Origin of the sequence: Chryseobacterium sp. PvR013, from assembly GCF_017833095.1 — a bacterium.
In the GTDB taxonomy this organism is placed as follows: domain Bacteria; phylum Bacteroidota; class Bacteroidia; order Flavobacteriales; family Weeksellaceae; genus Chryseobacterium; species Chryseobacterium culicis_A.
This window is the reverse complement of sequence record NZ_JAFIBT010000001.1, coordinates 4,727,395-4,746,008: the sequence shown is the minus strand read 5'-3', so window position 1 is coordinate 4,746,008 and position 18,614 is coordinate 4,727,395. Positions and strand designations below refer to the sequence as shown.

14 protein-coding genes and 1 pseudogene are annotated in these 18,614 nt (G+C 37.8%); 9 read left to right on the top strand and 6 right to left on the bottom strand.

Annotated elements, in window-relative coordinates; genetic code table 11:
• The first annotated feature begins 2 nt into the window (after positions 1 to 2).
• On the top strand, positions 3 to 413 hold the full coding sequence (locus JOE44_RS21580; protein WP_209787429.1) for a DCC1-like thiol-disulfide oxidoreductase family protein: 411 nt from the start codon (positions 3 to 5) through the stop codon (positions 411 to 413).
• 261 nt (positions 414 to 674) lie between these two features.
• Here the strand turns inward: JOE44_RS21580 and JOE44_RS21575 are convergent, their stop codons facing one another.
• Positions 675 to 2,114, bottom strand: coding sequence for an alpha-amylase (locus JOE44_RS21575; protein ID WP_209787428.1), 1,440 nt, complete (start codon positions 2,112 to 2,114; stop codon positions 675 to 677).
• Positions 2,115 to 2,301: 187 nt separating this feature from the next.
• Between JOE44_RS21575 and JOE44_RS21570 the strand changes: the two genes are divergently transcribed.
• Together JOE44_RS21570 and murA are read left to right on the top strand one after the other, a co-directional pair.
• The gene (locus JOE44_RS21570; protein WP_209787427.1) at positions 2,302 to 2,970 is read left to right on the top strand and encodes a DUF4290 domain-containing protein; all 669 of its coding nucleotides are present in this window, start codon (positions 2,302 to 2,304) and stop codon (positions 2,968 to 2,970) included.
• Positions 2,970 to 4,277 carry a UDP-N-acetylglucosamine 1-carboxyvinyltransferase gene (murA, locus tag JOE44_RS21565; RefSeq protein ID WP_105681373.1) on the top strand — a complete coding sequence of 436 codons (1,308 nt, stop codon included), beginning with the start codon at positions 2,970 to 2,972 and terminating at the stop codon, positions 4,275 to 4,277. The genes JOE44_RS21570 and murA overlap by 1 nt, the downstream gene beginning before the upstream one ends.
• Positions 4,278 to 4,506: 229 nt before the next feature.
• Here the strand turns inward: murA and JOE44_RS21560 are convergent, their stop codons facing one another.
• Positions 4,507 to 4,818, bottom strand: coding sequence for an NIL domain-containing protein (locus tag JOE44_RS21560; RefSeq protein ID WP_105681374.1), 312 nt, complete (start codon positions 4,816 to 4,818; stop codon positions 4,507 to 4,509).
• 160 nt (positions 4,819 to 4,978) lie between these two features.
• Complete coding sequence (locus JOE44_RS21555) at positions 4,979 to 5,653, bottom strand: YiiX/YebB-like N1pC/P60 family cysteine hydrolase (protein ID WP_209787426.1); 675 nt, start codon at positions 5,651 to 5,653, stop codon at positions 4,979 to 4,981.
• Positions 5,654 to 5,748: 95 nt separating this feature from the next.
• Between JOE44_RS21555 and JOE44_RS21550 the strand changes: the two genes are divergently transcribed.
• Together JOE44_RS21550 and JOE44_RS21545 are read left to right on the top strand one after the other, a co-directional pair.
• Positions 5,749 to 6,453, top strand: a complete 705-nt coding sequence (locus tag JOE44_RS21550; RefSeq protein WP_209787425.1) for a response regulator transcription factor — start codon at positions 5,749 to 5,751, stop codon at positions 6,451 to 6,453.
• Between the two features lie 27 nt (positions 6,454 to 6,480).
• A complete protein-coding gene (locus JOE44_RS21545; protein ID WP_209787423.1) occupies positions 6,481 to 7,842 on the top strand; it encodes an ATP-binding protein in 1,362 nt (453 codons plus the stop codon).
• Between the two features lie 86 nt (positions 7,843 to 7,928).
• On the opposite strand, the gene JOE44_RS21540 is transcribed toward JOE44_RS21545, so the two are convergent.
• Positions 7,929 to 8,780 (bottom strand): DMT family transporter, encoded by an 852-nt coding sequence (locus tag JOE44_RS21540; RefSeq protein WP_209787421.1) that lies wholly within the window; start codon positions 8,778 to 8,780, stop codon positions 7,929 to 7,931.
• Between the two features lie 394 nt (positions 8,781 to 9,174).
• Here JOE44_RS21540 and JOE44_RS21535 point away from each other — a divergent pair.
• From JOE44_RS21535 to JOE44_RS21520, 4 genes and pseudogenes are all read left to right on the top strand, one after another.
• A pseudogene (locus tag JOE44_RS21535) lies at positions 9,175 to 9,555 on the top strand (MgtC/SapB family protein); the annotation flags it as partial.
• Between the two features lie 106 nt (positions 9,556 to 9,661).
• Positions 9,662 to 10,762: an efflux RND transporter periplasmic adaptor subunit gene (locus tag JOE44_RS21530; protein ID WP_209787417.1), complete on the top strand. Its 1,101-nt coding sequence runs from the start codon at positions 9,662 to 9,664 to the stop codon at positions 10,760 to 10,762.
• 26 nt (positions 10,763 to 10,788) lie between these two features.
• Entirely contained in the window at positions 10,789 to 13,884 is a 3,096-nt protein-coding gene (locus tag JOE44_RS21525) for a CusA/CzcA family heavy metal efflux RND transporter (protein ID WP_209787415.1), read from the top strand.
• On the top strand, positions 13,874 to 15,139 hold the full coding sequence (locus tag JOE44_RS21520) for a TolC family protein (RefSeq protein WP_209787413.1): 1,266 nt from the start codon (positions 13,874 to 13,876) through the stop codon (positions 15,137 to 15,139). The genes JOE44_RS21525 and JOE44_RS21520 overlap by 11 nt, the downstream gene beginning before the upstream one ends.
• 202 nt (positions 15,140 to 15,341) lie before the next feature.
• On the opposite strand, the gene JOE44_RS21515 is transcribed toward JOE44_RS21520, so the two are convergent.
• Together JOE44_RS21515 and JOE44_RS21510 are read right to left on the bottom strand one after the other, a co-directional pair.
• Positions 15,342 to 15,797, bottom strand: a complete 456-nt coding sequence (locus JOE44_RS21515) for a DUF1801 domain-containing protein (protein ID WP_209787411.1) — start codon at positions 15,795 to 15,797, stop codon at positions 15,342 to 15,344.
• A gap of 112 nt (positions 15,798 to 15,909) precedes the next feature.
• Positions 15,910 to 18,402: a GEVED domain-containing protein gene (locus tag JOE44_RS21510; protein ID WP_209787409.1), complete on the bottom strand. Its 2,493-nt coding sequence runs from the start codon at positions 18,400 to 18,402 to the stop codon at positions 15,910 to 15,912.
• Positions 18,403 to 18,614: the final 212 nt, after the last annotated feature.

Here is an 18,614-nt window from a genome sequence, read left to right as displayed (position 1 = left end):
TCATGGAAAATTGGGAAAATAAACATATTGTTTTTTTTGACGGAGATTGCGGAGTTTGTAATTTCTGGGTGCAATGGATTTTGGAGCGCGACAAGAAAGATCAATTCATGTTTGCTTCGCTTCAGTCTGATTTCGGACAGCAGTTTTTGTCTGAAAGAGGATTGGAAACCCGTATATTCAATACCATGTATCTGTGGAAACCTGGAAGATATTATCAGATCAAATCCAGAGCTGTACTGGAAATCGCTAATTTGTTGGGAGGAGTTTATAAACTTTCCTTTGTCGGGAAAATTCTTCCTTCATCTTTAAGTGATAAAGTATATGATATAATTTCCCGAAACAGGATGAAACTGGCTAATCAGAAATGTTATCTGCCGGATCAGCATCAGAAGAAAAAATTTATTCAGGTATAATTTTCTTTGTCTGACAAAAATTTCTTTCAACATAATCTAAAATATCATTCCGTAAGAGTCTCCAACACATTAACATTAAAGATAATGCATTGTAGAGATTCCTACGGAATGACAAATAAGACGTATAATTGCTTTTGTTTAATGTTTAATGTTTAATGTTTAATGTTTAATGGAAATTAAACTGAAAAACAGTCTTTTACCAGCTTAATCAATTATCAATTATCAATTATCAATTATCAATTATCAATTATCATTCATTACTCATAAATTAAGCGACCACACAGAATAAGAATTTGGCGGGCACTGGATTTTCACCCACTTATCTCCTTGTGTTGTCGGATACCAGCTTGAACTTCCGGTGAAGTCTTTGATCTGCTGGCTGCTCCAATTGGTTTCCACCCATCTTTCCTGCCAATTTGAGGATGTGTTGATATACACAACAAGTCCTGGATTTCCATTATAACCGTTACGTCTCGCAATATATTCATCATTATCGGTATACAGGATAGAAGTAGTTCCGGTAGCTTTATTGTTATGGATCCAAATCAGGTTATTCAATCTTTCTTTATTTAACCATTCTTCGTAGTCTCTGTAAAAAATTGTGGGATACCCTTCATGGGTTAAGATATAGGCATATGCCGGCATTTTATTGTAAATGATATCTGTATCATGATTGGCTACAAAAGTAACTGCTTTGTAGGGATTTCTTTTCCACATCATATCATCATTCAGAACATTTAAATTTCCATTATCAAAAGCTTCATCCATTTTATAATACGCAGCAAAATCAAATACAGAGCTGTTGGCATTATTGGCCCACCACTCCAGTGTATTTACATTGGAATCCCATAGTTCTCCAACAGAAAATCCTCCTACATTGGAATTCCAGGTATTCACTACCCAAGGTCCGAATCCTTTAACGTAATCAAACCTCCAGCCATCGAACTTCATCACATTTTTATAATATTTACCTACAGAATCATCTCTTCCCCAAAGCCAGTCCTGTACATGGGGATTGGCGTGACATAAATCCGGAAAACCTCCAAAGGCTCCTTCATCATTATTTCCATAGGCATTTTTATAAAAATCATTATAATTTCGCTGAAACTTCCCTGATGCAACGCCTGAAAAATTGGTCCAGGTGTTAGTCCCTGTAAAAGGGTTGGCTTCAGATTGCCCGCCACTGTTGTGATTGATGACAATATCTGCATACACCTGCATATTTTCAGTATGTGCTTTGGTAATTAATGCTTCCAGTTCGGTTCTTGATCCGAAACGGGTTTCTGTGCTTCCATTCTGGTTAAAATTTCCGAAATCATAATAATCCGTAGGATCATATCCCATAGAATAGGCTCCGTTCTGTGCTTTTGATGCAGGAGGCAGCCATACAGCACCAATTCCGGCATCGGACCATGCCGTTAATTTATCTTTAACAGTATTCCACCAATTGCCTCCTTCCGGAACATCCCAGTAGAATCCCTGCATCAGAACTCCACCGCCGGGACCTGCTACAAATTTACCCTGCATAGCCCCGGACTCATTTCCAGTACTGAAAGGCCGACCGTCATGATTCGTTACATGTACTGTTTTGTCATGAACCTCTTGCTGCCTGGCAGGTTCCGTAATCATTTCATCTCTGTTCTGGCAAGAGCTCAATAGCGCCAAAGCCAGCAGAGAAAGGAAAAAGTTTGTTTTTTTCATCGTAATAATTAATTATCAATCTATTAAACAAGATACAATTTTATTAAAAACAAATTCAAATGAATGGGAAATATTTTCATTTTCTATAATAAATCAAGAAGAAAGGCCATTCAATTTTTCATTAAAAAATCATAAATTTTTAAGATTCTGGAAACAATTTTTCTTTTAATCCATATATTTGCATACTATGGAATACAATACCCAAAAAACTCAGCTTCATATGCCAGAATATGGCAGAATTATACAACAGTTGGTTGAGCGCTGCAAAGAACTTCCTACCAAAGAGGAAAGGAACGAAATGGCTATGGCAATCATCGATTTTATGGGTCAGAGAAACCCACAACTTCGCGACGAGGAAAATTATAAACATAAACTTTGGGACCATCTTTTTATTCTTGCTAATCATGATCTGGATGTAGATTCTCCTTATCCGTTCCCAACGATGGAACAGCTAGCAGAAAAACCTAAAAGAATGGAATATCCAAAACTTCAAGGTGACTTTAAGTTCTACGGAAAAAGTATTCTTCAATTGATAGAAAAAGCAATCGAACTGGAAACGGGTGATGAAAAAGAAGCCCTTATCGAAGTGATTGCCAACAATATGAAGAAGTCTTATAATGTCTATAATAAAGAACATGTGACGGATGATGTTATTTTCCGCCACCTGAAAGAGCTGTCTGAAAACAGGTTGGATCTTACCGGAATAGATTCTCTTGAGAAAAGTAAGATTTATTATACCAATAATAATAACAACAACCGAAATAACAACAATAACAACAGGAATAACAGCAATAATAAAAATAATAACCAGCCTAACAAGAGAAGGCATAATAACAATCATAAAAACAGAAAATAATGAGTGGAACATTTCAGATAAGAGGAGGAAAAAGACTGCAGGGTGAAATAACTCCACAAGGAGCCAAAAATGAGGCTTTACAAATTTTATGTGCGGTTCTCCTAACGGACGAAGAAGTAAGAATCAAAAATATTCCTGATATCCATGATGTTAACAGACTGATTGAAATTCTTGGAGATTTTGGGGTAAAAATTACTAAAAACGGACAGGGAGATTATACTTTCAAAGCTGATCAGGTTAATTTTGATTATATTAAATCTAACGAGTTCAAAAAAGACGGAGCAAAATTACGTGGTTCTATTATGTTGATGGGTCCAATGCTTGCCCGTTATGGAGAGGCTTATATGCCGACTCCGGGAGGAGACAAAATCGGAAGAAGAAGATTAGACACTCACTTTCAAGGACTTGTAGAATTAGGTGCTGAATTCAATTATGATGAAGAGGAATATTTCTATTCTTTAAAAGCTAAAGAACTGAAAGGAAAATTCATCTTATTAGAAGAAGCTTCTGTAACCGGAACAGCTAATATTGTAATGGCAGCGGCTCTGGCAAAAGGAAAAACAAGAATCTATAACGCTGCGTGTGAACCTTACCTTCAGCAATTATGCAAAATGCTGAACAGAATGGGTGCTAATATCTCAGGAATCGGATCAAACCTTTTGACCATTGAAGGGGTTGAATACCTTAGAGGAACTGAGCACACTATGCTTCCGGATATGGTAGAAATCGGTTCGTGGATTGGTCTTGCAGCTATGACAAAATCTGAAATTACCATTAAAAATGTAAACTGGAACCAGCTTGGTGTTATCCCGAATACATTCAGAAAATTAGGAATCGAACTTGAGCAAAGTGGTGATGACATCTACATTCCAGCTCAGGAACATTATAAAATTCAGAAATTTATTGACGGATCTATCCTTACAATTTCGGATGCGCCATGGCCTGGATTTACGCCGGATTTATTATCTATTATTTTAGTGGTAGCTACACAGGCAAAAGGAAGCATCCTGGTTCATCAGAAAATGTTTGAATCCAGATTATTCTTTGTGGATAAGTTAATTGACATGGGTGCTCAGATCATTTTATGTGATCCGCACAGAGCTACAGTAATCGGATTAAATCAGGAAGCTCCGTTAAGAGGTACAACTATGGTTTCCCCGGATATCAGAGCAGGAAATGCACTTCTTATTGCAGCCCTTTCAGCAGAAGGAAAATCTATTATCCACAACATCGAACAAATCGACAGAGGATATGAAAATATTGATGGAAGACTAAGAGCTATTGGTGCGGACATCGAAAGAATTTAAAATTATTTTATTTGATAATACGAAAGCGTTCAGGGTATTCTGGGCGCTTTTTTTGTTTTACCACCCCGTCAAAAATTCAAAGAATTTTTGCCACCCCTCCGGAGGAGGGGAATTTTGTCCCGGTTAACGATTGATCTTTTAATGTGTTTATCATCTACTTTTGTAAAAAATAAAAAGTGCCCAGTAAAAAACCAGACACTTTGAGTAATTAAAACTATATGAATCTCACTTAAAAATAGGTTCTGCAGGTATATTCTACCGTCGTATTGATAAGTTTATTTTTATTCAGATAGAATTCAAGCTGCTGAAAATCTTCTGAATTGACATTAATATATAACTGTACGGAACCAAAACTATATCCGTTCACGTATTCTACATTAGCTGACAACACTCTATGGCAAATGCCTAATTGATTATAGATGGTATTCATTAAATGTTCAAATTTCATTTTCCCATTCAACTCTATTTCCAATAACAATTCTTTTTTAGGCAGGTTTATTTTATTTTGTAAAACCTGCAGGCCTGGATTAGGTGTAATCATCGCTAAACATTTTTTGGTTAAACACTCTTAGATCATATCGCGCTCTGCATTTAAATCTGTGACAAAAATATAAAAAAATATTAGTCCACCAAATTAGTAGACTAATATTTTTAAAAATTTAACATAAAAAAAAGAAGCCTTATAAGCTTCTCTCTCTATTTTACAGTGTATTTATTCTTTCTAATTTCTCTGAACCCGCAAGGCCATTAGGATTACAACCATCCTCTCCTTCAGGGACTTTCAGATTTTTTTTGGTGTAAAATTCTTCCCAGAATACATTTGTTTTTCCGGTCTTAGGATCAATAAATGTCATGGGTTCCAGTTTGAAAATATGTTCTTCCCGAAAAGCTCTTTCCACAAAATCTGAACAGTAATATGAATTTTCATCCAGAATATAATTGAAATTGTAAGGTTTTCCAAGCATGGAATGTGCCTTTTTAATAGCTTCAGGAATTGCTTTCTGGTATTCGGGCTTTAGACGATAGACAATCACTTCCTGCCCTTCTTCTTTCTGATCTTTTATAAAATCATGGAAATCCTGTTTCTGAGAACCACCTTTAGGCGCAGCATGCAGAACAAACATTCTGTTCCCTTCTTTTTCAAGAATTCCTATATGATCAAATGAAGCCGTTTTTTGTTTTTGAGTCACATTATTAATCGCCCCGGAAAGTCCGGATTCTTTTGCTGTGACAAAAAGAAGATCTCCATTTCTAAGCTGTACATTGCCAGAATGAGTATTTTTACACTGAACCAACAGGATCATTAAGCAGCACAAAAGTCCTGCAACCATAAGTTCTTTAATTTTTGGGCTAAAAGATTTTCTAAATTCAGACATGCTATTATACTTTCGCTGTCAAAATTACAAAATAGAATTCATTACATTTGTGGGAATATTGATCTATTCTTCACACCAAACATTTCCAAAATCTTATGCCACATATTTTATTAGTTGAAGACGATGACAGGCTTTCAAAATTGATTGCAAAAGGATTTCAGGAAGCTGAATTTGAGGTAACAGTGGCTTACGACGGAGTTACAGGTCTGAAACTGGCAATGCAGACCCATTTTGATCTGGTGGTTACCGATATTGTATTACCCAAAAAAGATGGCCTTGAATTTTGCCATGAAATCAAAACATTAAAACCTCATCTTCCGGTCATTATGCTTACTGCATTGGGAACCACTGATGATAAACTGGAAGGATTTGATGCCGGAGCAGATGATTATCTTACGAAACCTTTTGAAATGAGAGAACTGGTAGCAAGAATTAAAGTTCTCCTGAAACGTTTTTCGCAACAGCTTCAGCAAAAAGTTTTTATTCTTACATATGAAGGTATTGAAATGAACCTGGAGCAGAAAACAGTAAGCCGTGATCATACCCCGATAAAATTAACACCGAAAGAATTTAACCTCTTAAAATTCATGCTGGAAAATTCAGAAAGAGTTCTTTCCCGAAGTGAAATTGCAGAGAAAGTGTGGGAAACCCACTTTGATACGGGAACCAATTTTATTGATGTATATATTAATTATCTCCGAAAGAAAATTGATAAAGATTTTGAGGCCAAACTTATCCACACCAAAGCCGGTATGGGATTTATTCTGAAAAAAGACTACGAGTCAGGCATTGTACAATAATCATGAAGATGAACTAAAAATATCCGGATGAAAATAAGAACCAGACTTACGCTGCTTTTCACCTTAATTACGGCAATGCTTTTAGGGATATACAGCTTTTCGATTTATTATTCATCCAAAGAAGCCAGGGAGAAATCTTTTTACAGCGAACTTCAGAATGAAGCCATTGCCAAGGCTGATTTATTCTTCAGAAGCTCACTTCCTGAACAGGAAATGCACAAGCTTTATAAGAACAATACCAGAACGCTTAATGAGGTTCAGGTAGCCATTTATGATATCAATAAGCAACTGATCTATCATGATGATGCCAAAGTAGACTATGTGAAAGAAACCCCGAAGATGCTTTCCCAGATATTCCAGAAAAAAAGAATCACTTTCTTTTTAGACAATCTGCAGGTAATCGGGATGGTGTATCATTATGAAGGAAAATCATATGCTGTAACTGCTGCTGCTTATGATCAATACGGATATGAATATTTGACTCATCTTCTTACCATCAGTATTATTTCATTCTTCAGTATTTTGATTCTGATTTACCTGGCAGGAATATTTCTTTCCAAAAAAGCATTGAGCCCACTCAGTGAAATGGTCATTCAGATTAAAAAAATTACTGCCGGAAAGCTAGAGTTGCGCCTGAAAACAACAAAAGAAAAAGACGAACTCAATGAGCTTGCCCAAAATTTCAACGGAATGCTGGAAAGGCTTGAAAATTCTTTTGATTCCCAAAAACATTTTGTCTCTAATATTTCACACGAACTGAGAACACCTTTATCAGCTATTATTACTGAACTGGAACTGGCCTCCGAAAAAGATAAATCCAAAGAAGAATATCAGGAAACCATTCAATATGCACTGGAAGATGCCCGCAATATGGTAAAACTTTCCAATAGCTTAATGGATCTTGCAAAAGCCAGCTATGATCCCAACGAGATCAGCTTTTCAGAAATCCGCCTTGATGAAATTCTTCTGGAATCTTACACCAAAATAATAAAAGAAAATCCCGGCTATAAAGTTTCATTAAACATCGAAGATTCATTAGAAGAACATCAGCTTATCATTCAGGGAAACGAATATCTTCTGCAGGTTGCTTTTAATAATCTCATCGACAATGCGTGTAAATATTCACCGGAACATACTTGTTCAATAGATGTCAGAACCCATTCAGACGTTCTTAAAATCCGCTTTACCAATACGGGAAATAGTATTCCTCAGGAAGATTTACCCCATATCTTTAAACCTTTTTACAGAAGTGAGACTCCAAGACAGGAAAAAGGCCACGGAATAGGACTTTTCCTTACTGAGAAAATTATTTTGCTCCACCATGCAAAAATTACGGTACTATCAAATCATCATGAAACTATTTTTACCGTGGAGTTTATGATCAGTTAATGAATCAAAAACTTCTTTCAAATTTATTTGAATCTTAACTTCCCTTAAAATCTTAATTAGCTTAATGGTTTAAAAAAGTAATCCCTCTACTCGTGAGAAAGAGATTTCTTATTGAAAACGGTTGTTCCTATACTGGCTGCAATGACGCATGCAATAGAAATCCATTGTAAAAAAGATAATTCTTCAGCCAGGAAAACCAATCCGGAAAGTGCGGCAAATGCAGGTTCCAGGCTCATCAGAATACTAAAAGTTTTTGCAGGAAGCCTTTTCAATGCCATAATCTCCAGCGAAAAAGGTAAGGCACTCGAAAGAATAGCCACCCCAAGCCCTTTTACAAAAATATTCGGAGTAAGGTTGAAAACAGCGCCATCCCATATTGTAAATGGAATAATTACGAGGCTGGCGAATATCATTCCTGTCGTTACCGCATCTTTACCATCCATTATTTTGGAAACCTTCCCGCCCATTATGATATAGACAGCCCAGAACATTCCCGCAAGAAAAGCAAGCCCCAGTCCTATTAAATCTACATGATCATTCTGCCATGGAACAATCAGTAAAATTCCGACACATGCCAGCAACGCCCACACAACATCCAGCAGTTTTCGGGACAAGGCTAAAGCAAGAAATAACGGACCAGCAAATTCCACCGTGACAGCTAATCCTAATGGAATTCTTTGAATGGCCATATAGAAGATAAGATTCATTGCTGCCAAACCTATTCCGTATATCGCACAGTATTTCCATTTCTGTCTGTCAAACTGTAAAAATTTCGGACGATTAATCAAAGTAAGCAATACAGCAGAAAGTACAATTCTTAAGGTAACCGTACCAATAGCACCAATAGCAGGGAATAGCTGCTTTGCGATGGAAGCTCCGCCTTGTACACATATAATAGCTAACAATGTAGCAGGTATTGCTATGTTTGATTTTTTCATTTTTAATTCAAAGGTTTTGGAGGGAAATCTCAGGGATTAAACAAGCTCTTATTTTGTATGACCAATGGTGAAATCCATCATACAAAAACCAGCCTCCAAATGTATTGAAATTTTATCTCTTACCATGGGTACAGTTTACACATATTAATAGGATATAATAAATAATTATTCCTTGTAGAATCATCAAAAAAATACAAAGTAATTTTCTCTAATGATTTTCTAATAACATTCTAAAGCTTTTCTAACGGTAAAAAAAAGCAGTCGTTTCTACTTTTGCACAGTAAAAAATAAAGCATATGGACCCAGATCCTTACCCTAATTATCAATCTTAAAAGCTTTAGTTGTATTCACTTTTCTATACAGCTGAAAAGCTTTGTGAAAAACAGGAAAAGTTATGAATACATTTGAATTTACCCTTCGTTTACTAACCGCATTCAGCCTGGGAGCAGGAATAGGCTTCGAAAGACAGTGGCGCAAAAAAAACGCAGGTCTCCGAACCAACACTTTGGTTTGCATTGGCTCAGCAGCATTCGTATTGATTGCCATCAGAATTGGTGGGGATGCAGCCGGAAGAATCACCTCTTATATCGTTAGTGGAATAGGCTTCCTTGGCGGTGGAGTGATCATGAAAGACGGCCTTACCGTGAGAGGATTAAATACGGCGGCCACTTTATGGTGCTCAGCAGCCATAGGCGCATTGTGTGCTCTCGGATACCCTATAGAAGCACTCATTACTGTAATCTTCATTGTCTCTACAAATATATTTCTGAGACCCTCATTATCCTCACAAAAAGAAGCCAGGAGCAAAAAACTGGTCAGTACCAAGAAAAAGAACGAAACAAAAGCAACAATCAGCAATAGCACTCAATTTTATTAAGGTCATGAAAAAAGTAATCTTATTTCTTATCAGTCTCTCTGTAGTCTCCTGTAAAGACAATACATCTCAACAAAACAAAGAATCTGAAATAATAACCGGTGGCGAGCAGGTTATCATCCCGGAAAACAATCCTGTTTTCAAAAAAATCAAAACACAGATTATTACCGAGCAGGAACACAGCGATGGTATAGTCTCGGCCGGAACAATACAGGCTATTCCCAATCATTACGCAGAAATTGCAAGTCCGTTTTCCGGAAGAATAACCCAATCATTTATTCAGCTGGGACAAAATGTTTCTGCCGGAAGCCCGCTCTTTGAAATTCTTTCTTCCGATTATTTTTCCGTTCAAAAGGATTATACAGATGCATTGAATGAGGTACAGCTTGCAGAAAAAAATTACAGACGCCAGCAGGACCTTGTGAAACACGGCGTAGGTATTCAGAAAGAACTGGATGAAGCAGACACGGATTTTAAAAATAAAAAAACATCTCTTTCCAATGCCTCTTCTGCTTTGAAGGTCTATAACAGCAAAGGCGGAGGAATAGGAAGTCCTCTTATTGTAAGAGCGCCCATCAAAGGAGAAATCATTTCCAATAAAATTGTAAACGGCCAGTATCTGAAAGGAGATGCAGATCCTGTAATGATTATCGCAGAATTATCAAAAGTCTGGATTTCCGGTGATGTCAAGGAAAAAGACATCCGTTTTGTGAATACCGGAGATCAGGTTTCTGTAAAAGTAAGTGCCTATCCCGACAGAAATATTACAGGAAAAGTATATCACGTCAATGAAATTGTAGATGAAGATACCCGAAGCATAAAAGTCCTTATTGAATGTGATAATCCCGACAGAAAACTCAAACCGGGAATGTACGCTACCGTCAATTTTTCCACAACGCCTGAAAAAGCTGTGATGATTCCCGTAACCGCTTTAATGCAACAGGATAATTCCCAATATGTATGGGTAAAAACAGGAAAGCATCAATATGCGAAACGTCCCGTGACAACAGGAGAAACCGACCAGAAAACAGTAAGAATTATTTCAGGATTAAAACCCGGAGAAACCATCATGACGGAAGGAGGAATTTATATGCTTGATGCGAAATAATGTAAAATGATGCGAAATCAGAAACTATGAAAAAATTACTTACAATCTCTATACAGAAGAGATGGCTCATGCTTGCTCTCTTCCTTTTACTGGGGTTCTTTGGATATTATTCCTGGACCAGATTATCCATAGAAGCTTATCCTGATATTGCCGACGTAACTTCCCAGGTGGTAACACAGGTTCCTGGACTGGCCGCTGAAGAAGTAGAGCAGCAAATCACCATTCCCTTAGAAAGATCACTGAACGGTCTTCCGGGAATGCATGTAATGCGCAGCAAAAGTACGTTCGGACTTTCCATTATCACTATGGTTTTTGATGATGGCATAGATGATTACTGGGCACGCCAGCGTATTCAGGAAAGACTGACAGATGTGGATCTTCCTTATGGTGCACAGCCCGGATTAGATCCCCTCACCTCTCCTATCGGCGAAGTATATCGTTATATTATCGAAAGTAACAACCATAGCCTTCGGGAATTGACGGATTTGCAAAAATTTGTCATCATTCCCAGGATCAAACAGGTTTCAGGAATTGCTGATGTAACGAATTTCGGGGGAATTACCACCCAGTTTCAGATTGAGCTGGATCCACATAAACTTGAACAGTATAATCTTTCCCTGTCAGAAGTAACAGAAACGATTTCCAAAAACAATGTAAGTGCCGGAGGAAGTATGCTTCCCCGTGGAAATCTAGCCTATGTCATCCGTGGAATAGGATTGGTAAAAGATTTAAATGATCTTGGAAAAATTGTGGTAAAAACACAAAACGGGGTTCCTGTTTTTCTGAATGATGTGGGAACTCTGAAATACGGAAACCTTGAAAGAAAAGGAATTCTTGGCTATACAGACCGGAAACGTAATTATTCTGAAAGCGTGGAAGGAATTGTTCTTTTACTGAGAGGTCAAAACCCTTCACAAGTACTGGAAGGAGTGCATGAAGCAATCGAAGAACTGAATAACGAAACACTGCCTCCCGGTGTAAAGATCCATCCTTTCCTGGACAGAACAGACCTTGTCAAAACAACGCTTACAACAGTTTCCCATACGCTTACTGAAGGAATTGTATTGGTTATTATTGTACTGATTGTATTTCTCGGGAGCTGGCGCGGAGCATTGCTGGTAGCCATTACCATTCCGCTTTCTTTATTATTTGCTTTTATATTAATGCATTTCACTAATATTCCGGCCAACCTGCTTTCACTGGGAGCTATTGATTTTGGAATCATTGTAGACGGAGCTATTGTCATGCTGGAAACCATTCTGAAGAAAAGGGAAGAAAATTCTGAAGAAACACTGGAAGAAAAAACGATAACCCAAAGAGTGATTGAAGTGGCAAAACCTATTTTCTTTTCCACTATTATTATCATTACAGCATACCTTCCATTATTCGCTTTTGAAAGAGTAGAAAAAAAATTATTTACCCCCATGGCCTTTACTGTAGGATATGCTCTATTGGGAGCACTCGCCGTAGCATTACTTCTGATTCCTGGATTAGCGTATGTAATCTATCGCAAACCCCAGAAAATCTATCACAATAAATGGCTGGAGAAAGTAAGTACCGCCTATGGGAAGAGTATTGAAAAGATAATGCAGGCTCCCAAAAGAGTGATGATTCCTATTACAATCGTCTTAGTATCTGCCGGAATTCTTTCCTACAATGTAGGAAAAGACTTCCTTCCGGAGCTGGATGAAGGTTCTATCTGGCTTCAGGTACAGCTGCCACCCGGAATTTCTTTAGCTAAATCAAAAGAAATGAGTGACACCTTACGTGCCCGTACTTTAAAACATCCTGAAATTACTTATATGATGGTTCAGGCAGGACGTAATGATGACGGTACCGACCCATGGACAGCTTCCCATTTTGAAGTTTCAGTCGGGATAAAACCTTACAGCGAATGGCCTGCAGGAAAAACAAAAGCAGACCTCATCAAAGAACTCGCAGCTGATTATAAAGATATGCCCGGATTCACCGTAGGCTTTTCGCAACCTATGATTGACGGAGTAATGGACAAAATTTCCGGAGCTCACAGTGAACTGGTGGTAAAAGTATATGGAGAAGATTTTAAAGAAACCAGACGTATTGCCGAAAATGTGTTGTCTACTTTAAACCAAATTCCGGGTTCGGCAGACCTTGCCATTGATCAGGAACCGCCATTACCTCAATTACAGATTATTGCCAACAGAGACAAAATTGCTCAGTATGGCTTGAATGTAGCTGATGTTGCCGACCTTATTGAAGTGGCATTGGGAGGAAAAGCCATTTCCCAGATTTTTATTGGCAATAAAGTCTATGATATTTCATGCCGTTATACGGAAGACAGCCGTGATACTCCGGATAAAATCGGAAATCTGATGCTTACCTCAGCTTCCGGAGCTAAAATTCCTTTATCTCAGGTAGCAGAAGTGAAGTTAAGTACTGGTGAAAGTACTATTACCCGGGAAATGAACAAACGACACCTTACCGTTAAACTAAATTTAAGAGGAACGGATCTTTCTTCATTTTTGAAAAAAGCACAGGATAAAATTGAAAAAGATATCCAATATGACCATGAGAAATACCAGATCAAATGGGGTGGACAGTTTGAAAATCAAAACAGGGCTTATTCCAGATTGGCGTTTATTGTTCCGCTGGCATTGGCAATTATGTTCCTGTTATTGTATGGTGCATTTGGAGATTTCAGACAGGCTTTGGTGCTGATGTCTATTGTTCCACTGGCATTATTTGGCGGAATGCTGGCACTCAACATACGGGGAATGTCCCTGAATGTATCTTCGGCAGTAGGATTTATCGCATTGTTCGGGGTTGCCATTCAGAATGGAGTTATTATGATTTCTCATATCAACGATCTGCGAAAGAAAGGATATGAACTGAAACATGCTGCCATCAAGGGAGCAAAAGACCGTTTCAGACCTGTATTGATGACCGCAACGGTAGCTGTAATTGGATTATTCCCGGCATCACTGGCTACAGGCATTGGTTCGGATGTACAGCGTCCACTGGCAACGGTAATTGTCTACGGGTTAATGTTCTCTACTATTTTAACACTTTTCGTGCTGCCGGCTATTTATTTTATGGCTGAACGCCGCCACGAAAAACAAAATTTGAAATCAGATGAAAATTAAAGTTCATATTATCATATTATCTGTAGTATGGTTTAGTATTACAGAGATAAAGGCACAGGAAAAAGAGCTTTTGCAATTTGAAGAATACCTGAGTCTTGTGGGAAATAAAAATCTTGGATATGCCTCTCAAAAATACAATGTAAGTATGACTGAGGCTGCCATTCAGACCGCTAATATGTTTCCTGATCCCCAATTGGAAATGGAAACCACCAATAATGGGGTGAATCAAAATATGGGCAATGTCTATGGCACATCAATCGGCTGGACGCTTGAATTGGGTGGTAAAAGAAAAGCCCGGGTAAATCTGGCCAGAAACCAATCTGAACTGAGCAAAATACAACTGCAGGATTTCTTCAGGAATCTTCGTGCAGATGCCAGTTTAGGATACATTGATGCTTTAAAATCAAAAGCTTTGCTTGAAGTACAGCAGGATTCTTATAAAAATATGCAGCAGCTGGCAAAATCCGACAGTATCCGGTATCGTTTGGGAACCATATCATTAGTGACTTCCAAACAGAGTAAACTGGAAGCGGCTTCTTTACTCAATGAAGTATATCAGGCTGAGAGTGCAGAACAACAGGCTCTCACCAGTTTATCAGTATTTCTTGGCGACAGCAAAATAACAGGCAGAGAGGTTGCCGGAGATTTCAATACTTTCAACAGGGATTTCAGTATTGACGATCTAACCTTACAGGCTTTGAATGAAAGAGCCGATTTATTGGCAGCAAGACAAAATACAGAAGTAGCTAAAAGCCAGATCAATCTTGAAAAAGCCAACCGTATTATCGACTTAGGCATTAGTGCAGGAGCAGAACGCCATACAGAAGCAACCAACGAAATTGCACCTTCTCCTACCGTAAATGCGGTAAAAATGGGTATCAGTATTCCTTTAAAATTTTCCAACAGAAGAAATGCAGGATTGAAGATTGCAGAAATGGCGCATTCTCAGGCAGAAGTTGAATACAAACAAATCGAACAAAGCATAAAAGCAGAAGTGATGCAGGCCTACCAGCAATATATAGCAACTCAGAAACAGCTCAGACAGTTCCAAAACGGAATGCTTTCAGAAGCACAAAGCATCTTGGAAGGAATTACCTACAGCTACAAAAGAGGAGAAAGCTCTATTCTGGAAGTGCTGAATGCCCAAAGAACTTACAATAATATCCGGAAAGATTATTATCAGGCTCTTGCAGATAATGCCGCTGCTTTGATTGAACTTGAACGGAAAGCAGGAATCTGGGATATTCATTTTTAGAAAGGAAGAGGGAAGCTGGAGGATGGAAGTTTCTGCAAGCCGATGAATAAATATACACTATTTAATTAACTTTTAAATATTTATCAAGCTCATCATGAAATGACAATTGGTGATTTTAAAATACAAATACTACCTCCAGCTTCAGACTTCCAGCTTCCAGCATAAAAAAAGCTCTGAAATCAAGTAGATTTCAGAGCTTTTTTTATTTCTTATACTGAGATTCATAAATTTTGATCCAATCATCAGCAGTTATTTTTTTACTGAGTTCAGCGATCAGCTCAAAAGGAATATCTTCTACTTTTTTAAAACGTATGCATGATTTACCCATATCCAGCTTTTTTTTGGAGTGTTTAGGATATTCTGCCACAAACCAGTCGAGAAGTTCCGGTGTGGAATACAGTCCCATATGATACAGCGCTATAAAATTCTTCTGAGAAGCTACGCTTAAAAATGGCAGTGGAGTTCCCGGTGTACAGTGATAACCTGCAGGATATGTTTTCAAAGGAACAACCCAACCTACCATTCCATAATTTGTGGCCTCTTCGAAACCTTTAGGAAGGTTGTCATTCACGGTATCATAAAGCTTTTTGAAGGCTTCCTGTCTTTCTTCAGGAATTTTTGAGATATAATCCTCTATGGAAACTGACTGAATCTGCATATGGTAATTTTTTCTAAAATACGACTATTTTTAGATTATTATTCAAACAAATCATAAAAAAAGGCAGCCACACGAATGCAACTGCCTACAGAAATTATTAACTCAAAAAATTTTATTTCTTAATGGCTTTTACTGTTGATTTTGAGCCATCTTTAAAGTTCATTGTTACTAAATATAAACCAGCGTTCAATTCAACTAACTGAAGTTCTGTAGTTGGATTATCAATAGTTTTCACTACTCTTCCCGCTACATCTGTAACAGTTACAGATTTAACATCTTTGATATCTGCAATATGAAGAACATCTTTGAAAGGATTAGGATATACATTCACTTCTTTTTTCTTCAGATTGGTTTCTGAAGTTGATAATGAAGTAGCTACTTCAAAAGTAAAATCAATGAATTCTCCTCTTGAGATCGCTGAACAAGGGTTTGATGGTGCTGTACTGTTATAATCAGTTACTACTCTCATTCTATAACTTCCAAGAGGTGTTCCCGCAGGTACCGTAATAGTTCCGGAAGCATTTGTTATATAAGTGTTAGTAACAAACATTCTTTCTGAAGCTTCAAAAGTTAAATTATTATTCCAGTCTACCCAAACTGCAATTCCACATGTAGGACCTCCTGCGGTGAAAGACACTGAAGTGTCAGATCCCGGAGCATTGATGATCTTGTTATTGCTTGCTATTAAATTTTGATATCCACCTGCAACACTTGAACCGGATGAATATGTCATATTTACCAATCCTCCGGTAGAACTGAAGTCAGACAGCCATGAGTTCTGTGAAGTAGATGAAGGCAGACAGTAACCTGTTCTGAATGCTGTAACATCACTCCAGATACTTTTGTCACTGGCACTACATACAGATCTTACCCATGCATAGTAATTCGTATCAGTAGATAGAGAGCTCAGCGGTGCTGAAGTCGTAGCAGAAGTTGCAGAGTTGGAAGCGTTCAAAACAGTAGATGCATCAGGTGCAGTATTCGTTGTACTGTAATATACTTCATATCCGTTGGCAGGAGCAGAAGCTGGTGCCGTCCAACCAATCGTTGCTGTATTCATTGTCACGTTTGATGATGTAACAGCAGTTGGCTCAAGACAAGAAGGAATATCCTGAACCGTAATATTATCAATATAAATAGAACGTGAAGAACCTCCCAATCCATGTTTAAATGCCAATTGCAAATCAGAACCTGAAGGAATATTAACGGTATATTGTGTATGAGTAGTAGTTAAGGTAATAGGAGCTCCAATCTGTGTAAAAGAAGCAGGATCTGTAGGATTCGAAAGTGTTCCCACTAATAATGTATAATTACTTCCTCCTCCTTTTGCATAGAATCTTACACGCTTCGTACCATCTGAAAGGTTTATAGTAGGAGGAGCCACTAACATTTGGCTGCCTGTAGTCCCACTTGAATTATTCATATAATAAGAATTAGGTGCTGAATAGCTATTGGATGCTGCTACATATCCATATCCTGCAAATGAGGCACTCTCCAGATATGCCCAACAGCTTGGAGCATTCGTATTTGAAGAGGAACCTGTACTTGTTGTATCAAAGTTTTCAGTATAAGGAACAGTGAAAGTAGAACAAGCTGTTTTAAATGTTCCTGCAAAAGACCATACACTTTGGCTGGTAGCAGTATTACAGTTGGATCTCACCCAATAATAATAGGTAGTATTTGAATTAAGACCTCCAATAGTTGTACTTGTACCTGTTACCCCCGGATAAGTAGGCGTTACTGAACCCGATGGTATTGTGTTTGAAGTACTGTGATATACATCATAACTGGCAGCACTGCCTGTCCATGAAACCAAAGCTGAGTTTGCTGTGATTCCGGAAACTGCCTGTAATACAGGAGGTGCACAATCAGAATAGGCATCTGCTGAAAAAGCAAAAATATTCGGTATCCCTGAACCACTAACTTTAGTTACGGTTACACTTTGTACTAGTTTTGCCTGATTTGCTGCATCTATTGCCAATTCAGCCTGATATAATCTTGGATTGGTTCCCCCTTCAGGAGAAGGCACATCATCACCACTGGCTGGAGTAGCCCCCGGCTTTTTAATCCTTCCTATTCCCTGTATCGCAAAATTAGATCCATTATACCAGTCTGAAAGACTTATACTTGAAAATGTCTGCGAACTGCCATCGGTAAAATTAACCACTACACTTACCGTAGAAGTACCACTTCCACTTACAGCAAGCATATAGAGTTTGATCGCTGCCTTTGGTGTTGTAAATGCCAAAGTTCCGTTATCACTGGTTGCAGCCAATCTTAGAGAATTATTTGCATTTAAACTTGCCAGTTGAAAGCTTAATCCGGGAGTTGTTCCCACTACAGAATTAATGAGCCCATCTACAGGAATACCATACGTAATCGCTGCACTTGTAGAGGTCAGCTGAAAATCTTTCGCTACAAAAGCGTATGAAACTCCATCTACGTCATTATTTGTAGAAATTGTTGAAGAACCGATACCGTTTGCAATTACATCAGCGGTTAAGCCTGAAGTAATCGGCATGGTCTGATAATTTTGAGCCAGGAGTACACTGGCTGAAAACAGAGCGACAGCAGGTACCACTCTAGAAAATAAATTTATTGCCATTTTAATCACATTTGTGGCGAAATTTAGTAAAAATAACAATACAAAAAAGTTTTTTTTGATTAAAAAATAAAATAATTTCGAAAAAGATCAAATATTAATATTTAACGCACACAAAAATTAACAGAAGTAAAAAAAAATTAAAGAACATTCTCCTATTTCTTAATTGACTCTTAATTTTATTATTGAGAAATTAAATCCTATTTTTGTCATAC